18 protein-coding genes are annotated in these 18,662 nt (G+C 44.6%); 3 read left to right on the plus strand and 15 right to left on the minus strand.

The features are described 5' to 3' along the window. The 7 genes from AWV70_RS06745 to AWV70_RS06775 all read right to left on the minus strand — a co-directional run. A partial coding sequence (locus tag AWV70_RS06745; protein WP_060205474.1) for an RNA polymerase sigma factor occupies window positions 1-482 on the minus strand: 482 nt, incomplete at its 3' end. A 268-nt stretch (window positions 483-750) separates the two neighbouring features. After that, a complete protein-coding gene (locus AWV70_RS06750; RefSeq protein ID WP_235588562.1) occupies window positions 751-1,965 on the minus strand; it encodes a multidrug effflux MFS transporter in 1,215 nt (404 codons plus the stop codon). Window positions 1,966-2,043: 78 nt separating this feature from the next. After that, window positions 2,044-2,910, minus strand: a complete 867-nt coding sequence (locus AWV70_RS06755; protein WP_060205478.1) for an MBL fold metallo-hydrolase — start codon at window positions 2,908-2,910, stop codon at window positions 2,044-2,046. After that, window positions 2,907-4,325, minus strand: a complete 1,419-nt coding sequence (gene nhaC, locus AWV70_RS06760) for a Na+/H+ antiporter NhaC (RefSeq protein ID WP_060205480.1) — start codon at window positions 4,323-4,325, stop codon at window positions 2,907-2,909. Before nhaC ends, AWV70_RS06755 begins: the two co-directional genes overlap by 4 nt. Window positions 4,326-4,866: 541 nt before the next feature. Beyond that, window positions 4,867-5,376: a QueT transporter family protein gene (locus tag AWV70_RS06765; protein ID WP_060205482.1), complete on the minus strand. Its 510-nt coding sequence runs from the start codon at window positions 5,374-5,376 to the stop codon at window positions 4,867-4,869. A 153-nt stretch (window positions 5,377-5,529) separates the two neighbouring features. Continuing rightward, the gene (locus AWV70_RS06770) at window positions 5,530-6,285 is read right to left on the minus strand and encodes a 3-oxoacyl-ACP reductase (RefSeq protein ID WP_060205485.1); all 756 of its coding nucleotides are present in this window, start codon (window positions 6,283-6,285) and stop codon (window positions 5,530-5,532) included. Between the two features lie 54 nt (window positions 6,286-6,339). After that, the gene (locus AWV70_RS06775) at window positions 6,340-6,561 is read right to left on the minus strand and encodes a DUF2829 domain-containing protein (RefSeq protein WP_060205487.1); all 222 of its coding nucleotides are present in this window, start codon (window positions 6,559-6,561) and stop codon (window positions 6,340-6,342) included. A 193-nt stretch (window positions 6,562-6,754) separates the two neighbouring features. Between AWV70_RS06775 and AWV70_RS06780 the strand changes: the two genes are divergently transcribed. After that, window positions 6,755-8,365: a catalase gene (locus AWV70_RS06780; protein ID WP_060205489.1), complete on the plus strand. Its 1,611-nt coding sequence runs from the start codon at window positions 6,755-6,757 to the stop codon at window positions 8,363-8,365. A 157-nt stretch (window positions 8,366-8,522) separates the two neighbouring features. Here AWV70_RS06780 and AWV70_RS06785 read toward each other — a convergent pair whose 3' ends face one another. Further along, window positions 8,523-8,894, minus strand: a complete 372-nt coding sequence (locus tag AWV70_RS06785) for a nuclear transport factor 2 family protein (RefSeq protein ID WP_060205491.1) — start codon at window positions 8,892-8,894, stop codon at window positions 8,523-8,525. 362 nt (window positions 8,895-9,256) lie between these two features. Here AWV70_RS06785 and AWV70_RS06790 point away from each other — a divergent pair, with 362 nt between their 5' ends. Further along, on the plus strand, window positions 9,257-9,598 hold the full coding sequence (locus AWV70_RS06790) for a hypothetical protein (protein ID WP_060205492.1): 342 nt from the start codon (window positions 9,257-9,259) through the stop codon (window positions 9,596-9,598). 148 nt (window positions 9,599-9,746) lie between these two features. Here the strand turns inward: AWV70_RS06790 and AWV70_RS06795 are convergent, their stop codons facing one another. The 3 genes from AWV70_RS06795 to AWV70_RS06805 are packed head-to-tail and all read right to left on the minus strand — an operon-like array spanning window position 9,747 to window position 12,623. After that, entirely contained in the window at window positions 9,747-10,352 is a 606-nt protein-coding gene (locus AWV70_RS06795) for a response regulator transcription factor (protein WP_060205493.1), read from the minus strand. Then, on the minus strand, window positions 10,349-11,473 hold the full coding sequence (locus AWV70_RS06800; protein WP_153009918.1) for a sensor histidine kinase: 1,125 nt from the start codon (window positions 11,471-11,473) through the stop codon (window positions 10,349-10,351). The genes AWV70_RS06795 and AWV70_RS06800 overlap by 4 nt, the downstream gene beginning before the upstream one ends. 16 nt (window positions 11,474-11,489) lie before the next feature. After that, window positions 11,490-12,623, minus strand: a complete 1,134-nt coding sequence (locus AWV70_RS06805; protein WP_060205494.1) for a DUF418 domain-containing protein — start codon at window positions 12,621-12,623, stop codon at window positions 11,490-11,492. A gap of 531 nt (window positions 12,624-13,154) precedes the next feature. Between AWV70_RS06805 and AWV70_RS06810 the strand changes: the two genes are divergently transcribed. Beyond that, window positions 13,155-14,429 (plus strand): DUF5068 domain-containing protein, encoded by a 1,275-nt coding sequence (locus AWV70_RS06810; protein WP_060205496.1) that lies wholly within the window; start codon window positions 13,155-13,157, stop codon window positions 14,427-14,429. A 90-nt stretch (window positions 14,430-14,519) separates the two neighbouring features. On the opposite strand, the gene AWV70_RS06815 is transcribed toward AWV70_RS06810, so the two are convergent. The 4 genes from AWV70_RS06815 to AWV70_RS06830 form a co-directional block, all read right to left on the minus strand. Further along, complete coding sequence (locus AWV70_RS06815; protein ID WP_060205498.1) at window positions 14,520-15,149, minus strand: hypothetical protein; 630 nt, start codon at window positions 15,147-15,149, stop codon at window positions 14,520-14,522. A gap of 141 nt (window positions 15,150-15,290) precedes the next feature. Further along, the gene (locus AWV70_RS23385) at window positions 15,291-16,082 is read right to left on the minus strand and encodes a YqhG family protein (protein ID WP_060205500.1); all 792 of its coding nucleotides are present in this window, start codon (window positions 16,080-16,082) and stop codon (window positions 15,291-15,293) included. 17 nt (window positions 16,083-16,099) lie between these two features. Then, the gene (locus AWV70_RS06825) at window positions 16,100-17,641 is read right to left on the minus strand and encodes a DEAD/DEAH box helicase (RefSeq protein ID WP_060205502.1); all 1,542 of its coding nucleotides are present in this window, start codon (window positions 17,639-17,641) and stop codon (window positions 16,100-16,102) included. Between the two features lie 140 nt (window positions 17,642-17,781). Further along, window positions 17,782-18,662, minus strand: an 881-nt coding sequence (locus tag AWV70_RS06830; protein ID WP_201024328.1) for an exosporium glycoprotein BclB-related protein, incomplete at its 5' end; no start/stop codon positions are given.

Below are 18,662 nucleotides of genomic sequence, written 5' to 3' on the forward strand. Positions count from 1 at the left end.
AGCATTTGTTTGCCTCTTGAAATCCTTGATTTAATTGTTCCCGCAGGCACATCCAACACTTCACCTATTTCTCTGTTGTTCAGGCCTGCTATGTAATAAAGGACCAAAGCGGTTTTCGTATCTGGCGGCAGACTATCCAGCGCATCTTCCAATTCAATGGAAGTGAAATGACTATCTGCCCGGCCATGCGCCATATGCTCGTCAAACGAAGTCACTTTATTTCTTCTATTCAACAAGCTATTGCATTTATTGATCAGAATCTTATACATCCACGTATGGAAATAGTGATCATTTTTTAGCGTATGGAGTCTTTCATAAGCCGACAATATTGTGTCCTGCATTGCATCGGCAACGTCTTCGTCATTGTTCAACAATCGATTCGCTGTTTTGAATAATACATTCTCATACTGCTTCACAAGGGAGACGAATGCTTCCCCGTCCCCTTTTTTCGCCTTCTTGACTAGTGATTTAACTGAACTCATCTTAATAGCCCCCTTTCTTAGTTCGTCAATAGATTAGATAAAGAAGCCTATCGAATGGTTGCATCACAATAAATGATTTTTAAAAAACTCCTATTGATGCGCTGGAATTCATCAAAAAACCAAGAAGCAGTAATCGCTTCTTGGTCGAAATATAATATAATATAATAACGATAAATTGCCAATTCGGTGGACTTGGTTACACCTGTAAATTCGAATTTCGCACAAGCAGACGTATAGAAGATGCACGAAGCGCCTCCTTTACAGCCAATTATGATGCACTCCGACTCATTCTCCGCGACACGGTTATATAAATAAGAAGAGCCGCTAAACTACATACAAAAATCGTGATCCCCATCGGAACCGCTGTATAGTCGCCGCCGATTCCGACCAACGGAGAGACGAGCGCACCGCCTCCGAACGGCAGGATGCCTAAGAATGCCGATGCGCTGCCTGCTGATTTCCCTTGCCTTTCCATTGCGAGCGAAAATGCTGTCGTCCCGACGATTCCAACACTCGATACGACGAGGAATAAAGCAGCGAGCAGGAGCCAAAATGGCAGGTTCAGAGTGATAGCCATTATGAGCAGGGCTGCACCGATGAAAGAAATGACGATGCCTGCAAATAGGAGCTTCTTTTCTTCAACGTAGTTCGCCAGTCTCCCTGTCACTTGCGCGGCGATGATGATACCGACTCCATTTGCCGCAAAGATGAAGGAGAATTGTTGTGGCGACGCTCCGTAAATATTTTGCAGAACGAACGGAGATCCCGCGATATACGCAAACATACTCATCGAGACGAATGCTTGTGATAGCGAGATACCCATGAAAATCCGGTCTTTCAACAGGAGGTGGAAAGTCTTGACCGTAGCAAGTAATCCACCTTCCGCCCTTTTTTCAGGCGGCAATGTTTCAGATAGCGTTAATGCGACCGCCAAAAACATGACGACGCCAATCAAGCTTAAAATGATAAACACCACGGGCCACGATACCCATTGTAGGACGGCCCCTCCGAAAATCGGTGCTAAAATAGGAGCCGCTCCATTCACTAATGCAAGCAATGCGACAAACTTCGTCAACTCTTTCCCGGAATACATATCGCGTGCGGATGCTCGGGCAATGACGATTCCAGCTGCACCGGCAAAACCTTGCACGAAACGCAAGCCGATAAACATCCAAATCGACGAACTGAATGCACACAATAAAGACGCTGCCGCATAAACAAGCAGCGTGTAAAGCAACGGGCGACGCCTGCCATGGATATCGCTCAGTGGGCCAAAGAGGAGCTGCCCGCCTGCAAGTCCTAATAAGCAGGCCGTGATGCTCAATTGCACGAGTGAAGCGTTTGTCTGCATATCATCCACCACATGCGGAAGTGCAGGTAAATACATATCCATCGACAACGGTCCGAACGCCGTCAACGACCCTAATAGTAGAACAAACCTCAATTTATTATGTACACGTTTCGAAACTATTCCAGATTGCATTTCCAACCTATACATCCCTTTCCCTATAATGCCTACACAGCATACATGTTACCACTTTACTTGATATAACTTCCTATGTCACAAAACAAACTCCATACCTTCCTCCGCAATATGAAAGCCCTTCATTTCAAGCTCGTTCCGAACCGTTCGCTCTCGATCAATCGCGGGATTCGAGTGATTAAGATGAATGAAATAAATATCAGTTTGTCCCACTAAATCTTGTAATCGATCCATTGTTTCCGTCATGAGCGGATGAGGAATTTCCCGATAATCCCGGCCAATCTTTTCAAGATCTTCGGTGGAATGAAATGTGCCGTCAAGTAAGCAGATGTCCGCTTCCTTGCATGCTTCATAGATGTCCTTGTCCCATTGTTCCCATCGATCGATATCCGGAATGTACAAAACTTTCTTCTTCGTCCCTGTAATCCAAAACGCAAATGTCTCAGAAAACTCATTTCTGTGCGGGACTTCAACAGGTGTAACGGTGACATCCGGTGAAACAACAATCGCTTGACCATCTCGCATTTCTTGCAGGTCAATATTATGAAGTTTTGTTAATTGGCTCCAAGGGGCTTGTTCTTCCAAAAGATTCTTCATTTTCGCCCCTGCCAGCACCGGGATGTTTTTTGCACCAATCGCTTCTCTCCCTAAAAATAATAATCCGGGATAATGGCCTAGATGCGCATGTGTTAAAAAGATGCTCGACATGAGCTGCCCTTGCAAATTGTGCTTCATCTGCACCCTTGCCATCTGCTCTTTCAGATCTGGCGTAGCATCTATCAAATGCCATGCTTTTTCTTCAGGCAGCACAATGGCTAGTGACGCTGCTGTACGCCTAAACGCAGGATTTTTAATGGCTTCCGCGCAGTTTTTGCAAAAGCAATTTGGATGTGGCAAACCCGCATCTTGAGCCGTTCCTAACACATGTAAAATGACTTTGCTCATAACGATATGGCTCCTTCAGTTTTTATTTCTTCTTTCTTTCGATAGTTTTTCTTCGTAATCGTCCAGCCCGTGAAACCAAAAATGATATTGATAAGTGGAACTAAAATCGCAAAGAATGCATAAGGAATAAATTCTCCTGGACTGACGCCTAGAGTACTTGCTGCAAAAATCGCCGGAACCCCCCATGGGACAAGGTTAATGCCTACCGTCCCCGCCGCTTCGACACATCTTGAAAGGTTTTTCGTATCGATTCCCATTTCTTTATACGTATGGACGAATGTTCTTGCCGGTAAAATAATGGCTAACATTTGTGCTCCACTTGCGAATGCTATGAAAAAAGTTGAAAGAATGGTCGTGCTGATTAACGTTCCCGTTGAACGGACACCTGCAATCATTTTTCTTGTGACCACTTCGAAAGATCCTGTTTCTTCTAGAATCCCACCTAAGGCAGTGGCAATGACTAATAGCCCAATTGTCCCCAACATCGATAAGAGGCCACCTTTATTCAACAAAGAGTCCAACGTAGCTATCCCCGTATCCACTGAAAATCCACTCGTCATTACTTGCGCGATTGAGGAAATGGAAGAGCCTTGAACGATTACGGCAAGTACAGCCCCTAAAAGTCCTACAATCGTTAACGCTGGAATGGCCGGAACACGCTTCATCATTAAAATAATTGTAAATACAGGCATCAGCAACAGCAGTGGATGAATGGTAAAGACATCTCCCAGTCCTGTTTTAAGAAGATTTATGTCATTCGTATCGACAGCATGCGTTGCTACACCTGAACGACCTACGAGCCAATATAATATAAGTGCAATGACAAATGCAGGAATCGTATCCCAAAGCATATGCTTGATATGGCTGAACAAATCTGTTTCAGCCATAGCCGGAGCGATGTTTGTCGTATCGGACAACGGCGATAGTTTATCACCGAAGTACGCTCCCGAAATGACTGCACCCGCAACAAGTCCCGGAGTAAATCCCAACCCCTCTCCAATCGCCATGAAAGCAATCCCGATTGTCGAAATGGAGGTAAATGAGCTTCCTAATGTAATTGAAACAATTCCAGTAATGAGTGCTACCAGCGGAATAAACAACGAAGGTTCAATGATTGATAAACCATAGTAAATCATCGTTGGGATCACACCACTAGCAATCCAAGTTCCCACAATGATACCGATAATCAGTAAAATAAAGACTGCGGGCAATGCCCGAGATACGCCATTCACCATCATTTTTTCGATTTCATCCCAACGCCAACCACAAACTTTTGCAACCAATGCAGCAGCTAGCACCCCAACGAGTAACGGGATATGCATCCCCGCCTCCCAAATGAAAATCGATGAAGCTGCCGCGATTAGTAATGCCAATATTGGGATAATTGAAAGTCCAAAAGTCATTTCTTTTTTCATGTATGCCATCTCCTTTTCCGAAAAACAAGTACAAAAAAACCCCATCCATCCCTTAGAAAGGGACGAAGGAGTTCTCCGCGTTACCACCCTACTTGATGAGTCGATTTGTTATCGGCCATCCACTTCATGTCAAATTGAGAAAAACCGATGGCGTACTTCACCCTGATTGCTGCCTGAACTTCCACCACCCATTCAGTCTCTAGTTGCTGCACACAATCGAACTACTGCACCATCTCTCACTATCTATGTAATTGAAATACTTCTCCGTAAAAGTAATTGCTATGAATCTTATCATGCTCATCCAAGAAGTCAAGTCTTTTATTTTCCAAGTACCTTTTCGGGTGCCTGTGCAGCATACATTTATGACTATTTAACTAGAAGAATAATTATTCAGTAATGATTGCCACAAATATTGTTTCTATAACATTAACCTATATAAATTATGCAATTGTAGTGTATTAACTGATTAGTGTGTTGCACAGGCACCAAAATAAATTTCCATAGTAAAACCCACCCCTTGTGCGAAGGAATGGGTTGTGATTTATTTTGTGAAATCCAGTTTTTTGTGCAATGAATACATGATCATTCCGCCTACTGTCATGGAGAGCAATTCTCCTATGCCGACAGTAAAATACGTGAGCCAGAATGGGAATCCAAGCATGATCGATAATTGGCCCGCAACGGTGAACATGGATAACGCAAAAATAATAGCAGTTACGCCCATTTTCAGCGCATCGTTCTTTATGTTCCTCGTCGCTCTTCGACAGAGCAGCAAAACGAGCAATGTCGCAATTCCCCCGATCGGCACATCCAATATCCACGTAGGCGACATGAAATTGGCGAGGACGACGCCAGCTGTAACTGCCACGACGTACCGTTTATTGTACAGGGCGAGGTAGTTGAACATTTCCGATAGACGGAGTTGTATGGCGCCAAAACTGATGACTGAAAACAGCACGGTCACCGCGACGTATAAGCCGGCAATGAGTGCAGTCTTCGCTAATTCACTCACGGCGGTCCGTGGTGAATCCTTGAGTGTAGAGATATTCATTTGTCATTCTCCTTTGTAAAATAGCGCGGGGCTATTTTAGTCATAACTACGGCCAAAGGAGGAATAGGCCGAACGCCCAAACCGAAGTGCCGCAGTGCAAACAGAATTTGCTTGCCCGCCTATTATAACAAAAGAAAATCCCCATGAATATACCTATCGCATAATCCAGCCGCCATCCATCGGAACGACAGTGCCATGAATATAGTCAGCAGCATTACTTGCAAGGTAGAGTGTCAGCCCGGCCACTTCCTCCGGCTGCGCCCATCTGCCTGCTGGTGTTTCCTGCGCAACCCATTTCGCCAGCTCGCCATCCCCTTCAAAATCCGCCTTGTTCATCGGCGTTTCAATGGCTCCCGGCGCGATGGCATTCACCCGGATCCCTTCCTTGCAATAATCATAATCCGTTTGTTTTGTATAGCCGATGATCGCGTGTTTGGACGCTGTATAAGCTGCACCGCCCCCACCTGCAACGAGTCCCGCAATCGACGCCATATTCACGATGACACCCGATTTCCGATCCAACATATGAGGAAGTACAGCATTCGTCACGAAATAAATGCCTTTCACATTCGTATCCATGATCCGGTCCCAAAGAGCTTCATCCGTCTCCAATGTTTTCGCAAAGCCATCCAAAACACCAGCTGTGTTTAATAAAATATCGATCCGCCCATATATCGAAAGTGCTCGTTCAACAGCCTCCGCAACTTCATCACGATTGCTAACACTGCCGACACGATAAGAAAAACGGGAAAGATATCTTTCATTCAAATAAAGCAACCCCGATTCATCCATATCGAATGCAAATACATTCGCACCGTTTTCCATAAAAGCGATCGCCTGCGCACGGCCGATACCCGACGCCGCTCCTGTTATAAATACTGTCTTCCCGACAAATTCTTCAAATTTCATCTGCTTCCTCCCGCAAAAAAAGCCCATGAATAGTTCATGAGCTCTTACAAATTTTTATTCAACAATAATCCAGTCATCCGCTAATAGATCGCAAACGGTCGGCGTAAACATCGTGTAGCCTTCCCCTTCGACATCGATTAAGAAATAAGGGTTCAACTTCTTCCCTTCATGCTCTTCCTCACCGACTAATTTCACGAACAATTCAGCTCCGCCCCAACCGCTGCGGATCACTTTTTCGCCAGCCTTCAAGCGCGGCAATATCTCTTCAAACGTCATTGATGATCATCCTTTAAACGTATTATTCTTTATCATGAAAGTATACTGGATTGGTTGCGCTTTTACAACGACGCCCCCTGTTTTATTAACATAAACCTTCGCTAGCCGGTTAAAACCTTTAAGGGGAAGGGTAAGATACACATATAACCCTATATCCCAAAGGGAAGGGAAATTCAGCTTTCAGGAGGATACCATGAAGAACAATAAAGAAACAGCGCACAATACTTCTGACATGGAAAACGACATGACGTTGACGAATCGGCAAGGGCACCCCGTTACGAATAACCAAAATTTGAGGACAGTCGGCAATAGAGGACCAGCCGCTTTAGAGAACTATGATTTTATCGAGAAAATTAGCCATTTTGACAGGGAACGCGTTCCTGAACGGGTTGTGCATGCACGAGGTGCCGGTGCACACGGTTATTTTGAAGCATACGGGACAGCCGGCGACGAACCGGTTTCCAAATATACGCGTGCTAAGCTGTTTCAGGAAAAAGGGAAGCAGACACCTGTTTTCGTCCGTTTTTCTTCCGTTATACACGGCGGCCATTCACCTGAGACGCTCCGGGATCCACGAGGGTTTGCGGTCAAGTTTTACACGGAGGACGGCAACTGGGATTTGGTCGGCAATAACTTGAAAATCTTTTTTATTCGCGATGCAATTAAATTCCCGGATATGATACACGCATTTAAGCCGGACCCGGTCACAAACATCCAGGACAGTGAACGCTTCTTCGATTTCTGCGCAAGCTCGCCTGAGTCGTTCCATATGGTGACATTCATTTATTCTCCTTGGGGCATTCCTGCAAACTATCGCCAAATGCAAGGGTCCGGGGTGAATACGTACAAATGGGTGAACAGTGAAGGAGAAGCCGTTTTGGTGAAATACCATTGGGAACCGAAGCAAGGGATCAAAAACTTAACGCAGAAAGAGGCTGAGGAAATCCAGGCGAAGAACTTCAATCATGCGACGCAGGATTTGTACGACGCAATCGAGCACGGAGACTATCCGGAATGGGAGCTGTTCGTCCAAATCATGAGTGACGATGAACATCCGGAACTCGATTTCGATCCACTCGACGATACGAAATTGTGGCCTAATGATCAGTTCCCATGGCGCAAAGTCGGCAAAATGGTGTTGAATAAAAACCCAGAAGACTATTTCAGCGAGGTTGAGCAAGCTGCATTCGGGACAGGCGTACTCGTCGACGGACTCGACTTCTCGGATGATAAAATGCTGCAAGGTCGCACATTTTCGTATTCAGATACCCAGCGCCACCGGGTCGGAGCGAATTACCTCCAACTGCCGATCAATGCACCGAAAAAGCGTGTCGCGACAAACCAGATGGGTGGTCAAATGCAATATAAAGTCGATCGCGCACCCGGACAAAACCCACATATCAACTATGAACCATCCATTTTAGGCGGCCTGCAAGAGGCGGAACAGCCCGGGACGGAATATACACCATACGTGGAAGGGAATCTCGTCCGGGAATCGATCGATCGCAATGACAACACGAAGCAGGCAGGAGAAACATACCGCGCATTCGAGGATTGGGAAAAGGATGAACTGATTACCAATCTCGTGAATGACCTATCCAAATGCGACCCACGGATTCAAGAAAAAATGGTCGCCCTCGCCGAAGAAGCCGACGACGAATACGGCCGACGCCTGAGAGAGGGATTAGAGAATACAAAATCAGAAGGCTCCAAATTGGGAGAAGGAGCGCCTCTCGGCAATAAAGACGGCGAAAAAGCACCGAAAACAGCTGAAGAAAAAGGACACGAAGCCGATCCTTATTAATTATTTACGGTGCCTGTGCACCATACATTTATGACAATTCAATTATATGGATTTAAATGCAAAAGGAAGCCAACTAAACGTTGATTTAGCTGGCTTCCTTATTTTCAATATACAATTGCAGTGAATTATCTGAATAGCGTACTGCACAGGCACCAGTTTAGAACATCCCATTCTCATTCGATGAATCTTCCGGTACGGGTTGGCCGACATCCCACATTTCAACAATCTTCCCTTCTTGAAAGCGGAATATATGGACAGCTGCTGCTCCAATATCCTCGGGGTTCTGTTTGATGTGAGAAAAAACCATTACCTTTTCCCCCTCTTCAATCGTCTGTTTCACATCAAGCGTCTTGTTCGGGCTCATCCCGTCATTCTCTTTCATCGCCTGCTTGAGCGACTCACCATCCCCGGGGAAATATGGATTGTGATGGCGGAGCTCCGGACTTGTGTACTTCTCATACGCCTCGTCAATCTCCCCCGCGACGATCAGTTGAAGAAAATTCACTGCCTGGTCTTTATGTAATTCCACGTTTTAACATCCTTTCGAAATAGACTTCAATAGCTTTTCTCCGTTACAACTGCCCAATCCTTTATAGTAACTCAACTTACTATTCTCCATAAAACAGGCAAGTCCTCTATCTTTTATTTGGACCACTGTCATAATTTTCGTTTTGAAATAGCAGTAGACTGTCTGCTTATATAACTTTTTCAATAAGTAATTCGTGCTGTGTTGGACAGGTTACACATTTATTTAGTCAAATGTATCAAGGCATCCGGCATTTTTAAATATTTTTTTAGTACATCGTTACATTCGTTTATTCACTTGTTCACAAGCCGAATAGAATGACTCTATAATCTGCAGATTAAATATTTTTAAAGGAGGTGTTGTAAATGCCTCTCACTACTGGACCGATTGAAAATACCGGGAACCAACCGGCAAATGCAGCTAGAGTTCGAGTCAAAATCCTCAATCTTACAGGTGGAACACTTACTGGGGTTATTCGAGTCTTCAGACTCAACGGGACAAGACAACTAATTTCATCCACTAACTTTAGCGTAAATGCTAATGCTTCTGCTGTTGTAACTCGGAATTTAGGAGGGTCACCACAGTATGAAGTGGAAATTGTTCCGAATCAAAACGGTGGCTTGTTCTCTGTTTACGGACTAACAGCGGCAGATGTGATCATTACGGCACAACGCGTTCTACACTCAGAATTGACGCAGATTCAATAATCGTTACATGACAATAACGTAATTAGAGTGCTAGAGAGGGCAATTCCAAGAGTCATTACATGACTTTCGCTGGGATAAGCCCTCTCTTTTTTGCTTATAGCCACGCTTATGAACTGCAACCGAGGAAGTATCCTTCACAAACAAATTTTTAAATCCACCCTTTTTCCACTGCAATCTGTACAGCTTCAGTCCGAGATTCTGCCTCGACCTTTTGAATTGCAGATGAGACATAATTCCGTACCGTCCCTTTCGTCAAAAAAAGAGTTTTGCTGATTTCCTCTGTCCTCAACCCTTCATTCGTGAGACGCAGCACTTCTGCCTCTCTTTCGCTGAGCGGATTTTTCTCCTGCATAAAAATAATCGCGGACAGATCTGTACTAATGACCCGCTCCCCCTTCATGACCCGACGGATGGATTGTATGAGGAAATCGATCGGTTCATCTTTCAATAAATAGCCTTCCACTTGGGCATCCATCGCTTTTTGCAAATAGCCTGGTCGGGCAAAAGTTGTGACGATGATGATTTTGCAAGGCAGTTGAGCGGCACGAATTTTTTGAGCGACTTCCAACCCGCTTGCATTCGGCATTTCAATATCTAAAATACAGACATCCGGAATTGTTTGCTCGATGACGTCATAAGCGGTTTTTCCATCGGCAACGGCTGCGATCACTTCGATATCCTGCTCGAACTGCAGTAAGGATGTGAAGGCGCCGCGCACCATCTGCTGGTCTTCCGCAATCAGTATTCGAATCATTCTATGACGCTCCTTTCATGATGGCTTACAGGGAGTCGGAGCGAGACGACAGTGCCTCCTCTCTCTCCCTCTTCCACAGTAGCCGTACCAAGCAATGCCTGCATCCGCTCTTTCATTGAGTGCATGCCCATTCCGCTTTTTATCCGCTGTAAACCGATACCATTGTCGGAAATCTGAATCGAGTATGTATCATTTTCCACATTCATCCTCACAAGACAATGAGTAGCCTTGCTATGTTTGATAATGTTTGTCGCCGCTTCACGCAATGAAAGGCTGAGCATCGTTTCTTCTACACTAGAAAGCAATGGCGGCTCTTCCATCACTTCGACTGTCGCTTCCATTCCAGCTTGTGTTAGTATCGATATAACCTGTTCAATTTCTTTATCCAACGGAATGAATTTCATTTCAGAAACTAGCTCCCGCACTTGCTTCAACGCAATTCTTGACGAGGAGAGGATATCCAATAATTCCTTTTTGGCCTGTTCCTGATCATGATCAATCCATTTGGCGCTTAGCTCGCTTTTTAGTTTGATCATCGTCAATGTCTGCCCTAATGTGTCATGAAGATCTCTCGCGATGCGATGCCTTTCCTGCTCCTCAATATACTGCTGTTCCAACTGATGATTGGCTACGAGTAATTCATCCTTCAAATGAAGGTTCTTACCCCTTACGTAAATTAACAGCGGATAAACCATTTGCAAAATCATGACGGGAAGAAGGAAAGAATGCTCCCAACTGAAGCCGGCATTCAATTGATTGAAAAAAACAGTAAGAAACATGCCCCCGATCGCCGCTATCCCAATTCCACGATGCCAGTGACTCACCGCCCTTCCTAATAAATCCGCAAACATAAATCCGAATAGAAGTACAGGCGGATTAATGAACACGCCGAAGACTGTGAGGATTCCAACGCCACCGAGCACAGCCAGCAGCAGACGGACATCCCGATGCCATAAGGCAATATAGTACGAGAAAAGGAAGACCGTTAATAAAACAAGGCGAATCGGCAGACCTAAAACACTCTCTGATTCCAGGATAATAAATATGAGAAACACAACGGATATAACGTCAATGATCAAATAGTGCTTCATCTGTTCTTTCGGATAAATCCTCAATCCCACATTGACTTCCCCCGTTTCATCTTGCTGAAAGCATCCCGATAACCCGTCTGCGAACCGTTTCCATCGGTCCGAATGCAAAATACCGCAACCATAACGAAGCCAACAGAAGTTGAATCAATGAGATGCCCAGCCAAATCGATATGATCTGGATGGAACTTAATTTGCCGCCTAATCCGAGTCCCCATCCATAGAAAAGGATAGAAGCAATCAAATTTTGCATGACATAGCAGCTTAACGACATCTTCCCAACCTGTTCAAAAAGTTGCCAAAAGAAATTCCATTTCTTCCATTCTATCATTTTTGCAATTAGCGCAACATAGCCGAGGGATACCAACGGGGCGAACAGATAACGGGTCGGCAAATCAAATGCACCTCCGGGAACGAACGTAAATAGATTCAAAGGGAATCCAATAAAAATGCCGATTTTTAAAAGCTTGCGCCTCTGCGCCCGCCCCTTATCAGTAGGCGAAAATACTTCCGCACGCACCATGCGGACTCCTAAAAGGAAAAGGAAAGTATTCATCGGGATGATGAAAATCGCTTCCGTCCGAAGTAAAAGGAAATTGGACAAGCGATATCGGATTTGCTCGAACCATGTTCCGTCTTTATACAGAGCGACCACTTCCTGAAAACTTCCAAGCGACATGTTCGCACCAAGTAAACCAAGTAGCAGAAGGGACAGAATGCCAAAGACGTGGAAGCCTCCGAATCCTTGCATCGCTCTCCTAATCCGCCGATCGCCGCCTTTGATAATGAAAGCGACGATAATGGCGGTCACCCCGTAACTCATTAAAATATCGTACTCCATGACAAGAGTAAAATGCAGGAATCCTTCGGCAATCAGAAAAGCAGACGTCCAAAGGTACACACCCGGCCATGCCTTTCCTTTTCTCATCGCTTGCCTATATTTTAATTCGACCCCGACACCGAACATGATCGTCAGCAAACCTAGCAGCTTACCATTCACAAAAAATAAAACGACCATGCGGATGAAGTCATTTGTTTCCCACCAACCTGAATAATCCCCCGTCGTAATATAGCCCAAGTCCCCCAAGTGGGCGAAAATCCAAATATTCGTGCCTAACGTTCCCAACACCGCTATTCCTCGTAAAATATCCAACAATCGAATACGTCCGTGATACGTCTCCATGTCCTTCCCCTTCCTTCAGCTTGAATTGTCTTCATTGTAGCCAACAGGAAGCGCAGCGAACATTCACACGTGTAAGAAGATGGTTATGACACGTGTCATAAAAATAACTACGGGTGCCTGTGCATGGCACATTTATGACAATTCAATAAGAGGCATTTATATTCAAATATCAAAAAGTGAAATAGCGACATTGTTCACCTTTCGTTTTTTTATATTCAATCGTAGTGAATAAACAGAATTATTCCAACTCCTGTGCAGTAGACATTTATTAATATTCAATTTGATGAGTAATTATAGAAAAAATTCCCCATGAACATTGTCATTACACTACTTCTATATTCGAATTATACAATTGTTGTGTATAATTTGAATAGCGCGCTGCACAGGCACCTTAAAAAGTCGATATAGTACTTTCCACATATTACCTCTCTGAAAATTACACTTAAGCACCATTTTCAGAACGGTTCTTTTTGCTATAGGAAGAACTGTTAAAATTATCTAGGTAATGACATTTATAAAGGGGCGCATAAAATGAACAAGAAACGAATTATATTGAGTAGTATAGTAGCAGCAATCCTCATCCTCGGCGCTTGTGGGCAAGCTAAAGAGAAGGAAGAGGATGTGTCAGCTGCCGAACAACCCGAAACAGAAAAGCAAACGAACGAAAATCAGGATACCGAAACGACTGAAGTAGAAGAGGCAGAAGAACAAGAAGATGAAGCGGATGCTTCCGAAAATCCACAAAACGAAGCCGCTGAAAACATCAATCCAACAATAGAAGAAGAAACGGGCGGCGACATTGACATCGTTTATACGAATTCAGATCCGGGTCTGACATATGCCTATTCGGACAAAGTGACGATCTCCATCGAAGAATACCAAATCGCACACGTGTCGAATATGAACGAATCGGCCAAGCATAATTTCGATGATGAAGATGAAGGGTATGTCATTACGTACAAACTCGAATTCGAAAACAACTTGGATGAAGATGTATTTTTCAATGCAAGCACCATGATGCTTTCCGATGACGGTACAGAAAACTTGTATAAGCGAATCGGCCTCGTGAATCGGGAAGATTGGCTGCTAGGCGATAAAGACAATGCGGGACGCCAATTCTCTCCTGGGAAGTATACCGGGATGCAAGCCTACACCATGACGAAGGCACAGTATGAGCGGTTAAGTGCGCCGACCTATACGATCGATATTCCGATGCTGGAAGACGATTTTAATAAGCGAATCGGAAAAGAAGCCATTTTTAAAGTCCCTTTCAATGAAGACGGTGCTGAAAAAGCATCGAAAAGTTCAGCACTGTATGCAGATAAAATGGTGACAGACACGATTGCAGATAAGGAACTATTCTTTGCAAAGGAAGACATAGATGAAACACAGAAAATCGATGACGTGAGAGTCACCCTTGAAGGCATCCAATACGCCGACGTCAAGCCTACGACAGCGCATGCTTCACGGTTCAGCAATTTCGGTGATGGTCCACTCGTCGCATTGACAGCAAAACTCCAAGTGAAAAACGATAGTAAGGAAGCCATAGCGAAATCATTGATCGACAAACGGTTGATCCTTGACCAAAATCGAGGAACGATGTTGTCTCAAGGCATGCTAGAACCAACCCTCTATGGTGACCTGCAGCCTGGCGAGTCGGAAGAAATCCTAGCGGTATTCCTATTCCGAAAAGATGAGTTCGACCTATTGAAAGAACTGAAGCTCCAATTCGGTCCGCTTGCCGACAGCAATGCAAAAAAATTATTTAAAGAGAAATCGGTGACCTTCGACTTGCCGATGGAATAATTGAAAAACGAAAGACCGCCTACTGCTACTCAATTGGCGGTCTTTTCCTATTGGAATTTCAACCGGCAGCGGAATTAATCCAGCATTAATTTAATCCAAATCATCGTCTTCCCACGGGTCGATGTCCGCATAGATTTTATATCCATTTTCCCAATGCGTCTTGATCCACCGAATCGCCTTTACCATCTCTTCACTTTGGTCAGCGGCCTTCTCCTCAAGACTTTTCACTTCGTCCAGTTTTGCGGCACACCAAGCGGGATCCGGGAAAGCTTCAAACCATTCCTTGTCATCCTCTTCCAGTGGATCTGTATAGGACATGCCGTCGTCGACCGGCAACATTTTCGGCCAATCAAGCCCAAGTCCGACATCCTCCATTAATTGACGGATCTCAAGGCCGAATGTGAACGGAAATGTATACGCCGCCACGTCCTCATCCTCATTCAGGAAATGAAGTCTGTATTCTTTACTATTTTCCTGTTTGAACAGTTTTTGAAAGATCGATTCCTTGCGTGTAGTATCCTTGATTGTGAAGTTTCTGATGGCCATTAACCTGACCTTATCCGCATACTGTTCGCTCGTGCGATTCGGGTAAGTTTCCGCCATGACGGCCCTCACCTTATCCAATTCCTGCTGTTCCGAAGCTGTCAGTTTTGTCCGCAATTCCTTCTTCCGAAGGTCCGGTAACCTGAATGTCAGCCGTCGCGATTCTTCTCGATCCATTATGTATGCCTCCCAATCCGTTTTGGCTATGTCGCCTTATCTATTTATTCTGCACAACACGGCAAAAACCTTTATTACAAAATAATAAAAAACCATTTATGACGCCCATAACAGACACCATAAACGGCATTGCTTCAAACATCAAATCGATTTCAAATAAAACAGTCCGCCATTAATGATTTCAATGCGTATTTTCGTTTCATACTGCTCCTTAATCGCTTTTTTTTCACTTTCATACGTTTCAGGCTTATTTTCAATTCCTTCGTAAAAATAATCCAGCACACGAATGTCGCGTTGCTGCCTGACACGCGCTTCTTCCGCCCATGTATGGTCGTCCAGCTTTATTTGATTTTCAATTACCGCGTCCAATCGCTCCAAGGCACGTTGTGGTTTTATCGTATACGGCAAGTGGAATGTATTTGCTGATATCGTACTTTCCAGTTCCAAACGACTTATTGATTCCTGAAATTCCTTAATAATCATGCCTGTCATCAAATTGATGCCGAGCGAATAAAGGATTTCTCTCGTCCGGTCACTGGAATACGTTATTTTATAATTCACCCCTACCCATGGTGTCAGTATCGTCTGCACGGGAACTTGGGTTACTGGTGGCTTTTCATACATTTGCACGAAAGAACCGAGCTCTTTCGTCACGCTGAATAGCTGATTAAGCCGGGGCGATCCGTAGTGGACAACCTCCCCGACAATGCTTTCGGTCAGCTTGTTTTTGTCGGTTATCAATGTCAGCTGCGCAGGATTCGGCTCGTCCCCCGTGCTCTCTAAGTATTTCCAGTAGAACGGGCGATTCATAATTTTTTTATCCATCTCAATCGTTAATTGCACGTGAATGAAGTGCTCATTTTCCCGCAAAATATGACAGCTGTTTTCAATGAAAAATCGTCTTACATACTGATGAATTTGCTGTGGGTACATGTGCGTCCTCCTTGCCTTTAGATCGATAATTTGAACTCCGACAGAATATAATCCAACTCACCAACCACTTTTTCAAAGACACCAATCTTCACATTCAGCAGCTCCAGGATGTGGTCCTCAATTGTATGTTTAATGGCCAAATTGTATATATTAACATCATGCTCTTGCCCTAAACGATGGACACGACCGATCCGTTGCTCTAATTTCATCGGGTTCCACGGCAAATCATAATTGATGACATGATGGCAAAATTGAAGGTTGATCCCTTCGCTGCCGGATTCCGTTGCGATCAACACCTGCGCCTTTTCCTTGAATAGCTGCTTCATCCACTCGCGTTTATTTTTGCTGAATTGCCCGTTAAACGGGACGCTGACAATGCCTTTTTCATATAAAAAGTTCTGCAAATATGTTTGACTCGCCCTGTATTCTGTAAAAATAATGACCTTCTCGTCATTTGCCTGCGAAATAATTTCATACGCCTTTTCCGCTTTCGTGTTGATCTGCAAAGCAGATAATTTACCGATCAGCCCATCGATATAAGCATTTTCCTCCGAGTTCGCGCATTTCTGCCGCATTTCATTCAAAGTAAGGAAGACCGCTTCTTTGCTGCTGCACATTTCTTTTTGCAAGGTGATCATCGAAAAGGCACCCGAAAAGACGGAAGATACATTTTTCAACGCTGAAATCATGCCGTATACTTCTTTTTCCGCTTCACTGAACTCAAGCGGGATGATTTGAACACGACGATTTGTCCATTCGATTCCCGTATCGTGCCTTGAATTCCGCACCATTACTTGATTAATTAATTCCTTTAAAAACTCGTCTTCTTCCACATTATGCTTGCTCGCGGAAAACACCGATTGAAATGTTTCGAAATTGCCGAGATGCCCCGGTTTCAATAAAGAAATCAAATTGAACAGCTCGAATACGTCATTCTGAATAGGTGTTGCCGTCAACAGCAAACAAAACTTTTTCTTGAGGTTTTGCACGAACTCATAGTTCTTCGTCTTTGGATTTTTTAATTTATGAGCCTCATCTATAATGATTAAATCAAAATCCTGGTTATATAGGTTTTCCTTGTGAGGACTCCTTTTTGCCATATCGATGCTCGCGATGACGATGTTGCAGTAGTCCAAATCATACGCTTTTTTATAGTGAATCACCGGTATATGAAATTTTTGATTCAGCTCATCGATCCATTGATTCATAAGTGAGGCCGGGACAAGAATGAGCGCTTTTTTCACGAGGCCACGTATCAAATACTCTTTCAGGATCAAACCAGCTTGAATTGTTTTCCCGAGACCGACCTCGTCCGCAAGAATGGCTTTCCCATTCATCCGCTCGATGACTGTTTCCGCAGCCTCCAATTGATGCGGGAAAGGAGTCAACCCGGGTAAATATTTTGGCGATTGTAGACCGTGGAAGTCTGTAATCAATTTCGACTTCTCCACGTCAAAGCACATTTTATACAGCGTCCAATTATCCCACGGTTGGCGATTTTCCAACCGCTCAGTAAAGCCCTCTTTCCAATCGGACGACCACTCAATTTGCATAGACATCCCCTCATCCGATATTTTCTTGTTAGAATGTCCAAAAATGATTTTCCTATGTACAAAGGCTTTCAATGCATATTATTTTTTATGCTAATAAAAAACTCAACAATTTCTAACATGCAAATTGTTGAGTAAAAGGTAAACTATTAATTTATCACAACGCCTGCACTTGCATATCCTGCGATTGTAGTTGCGATGGTTAGTCCGTTTGCTGTAGCTGAAAACACCATTAATAAACGTGTTTGCGGCGTCACTGCTATATTCAGATTCGTTGTTATGCCTCCGGTGATAGCGCCGAGCGAAATTAAGCCTGCTAGTGAAGGTGTTAACGTCACAATTGCACCAGGAATAGGGGTAAAAATATTGTTAGGTGTGGTCGATTGATATAATTGGGCTGTTATCGTTATGGATCCGAGCGCAAGGGATAATCCAGCTGTAACACTGAAGTACGCTGAAATGGATGTGATTGTCCCCGCCCGCGGAAACGAAAATGCAAAATTCGTCAAAGGTCCGGCAATGGTGCCTGTAAGGTCTATATTTGCACCAAGAGCACTTAGTGTCGGTGCCGAGTTTCCAAATCCGATTAAGCCGCCTGTCCCTGCAGCTCCGCCTACTAGGGTAGTCAATGCGACTGGTATTCCTGATGCGAATGGGATTACTGTACCCGCAGCCGTAGCCCCGGTCGCGCCGGTTGCTCCCGTCGGACCGGGAACACCTTGAATGCCTTGAGTACCTGTCGCACCGGTTGCTCCGGTTGGACCGGGAACACCTTGAATTCCTTGAGTACCTGTTGCACCGGTTGCTCCGGTTGGACCTGGATCGCCTTGGATTCCTTGGATTCCTTGGATGCCTGTTGCGCCGGTTGCACCTGTCGGACCTAGGTCACCTTGGATTCCTTGGATGCCGGTCGCGCCGGTTGCTCCCGTCGGACCTAGGTCGCCTTGGATTCCTTGAGTGCCTGTCGCACCGGTTGGACCGGGAACACCTTGAATGCCTTGAGTACCTGTCGCGCCGGTTGCTCCGGTCG

This window comes from Sporosarcina koreensis (genome assembly GCF_001531445.1).
Classification (GTDB): domain Bacteria; phylum Bacillota; class Bacilli; order Bacillales_A; family Planococcaceae; genus Sporosarcina; species Sporosarcina koreensis_C.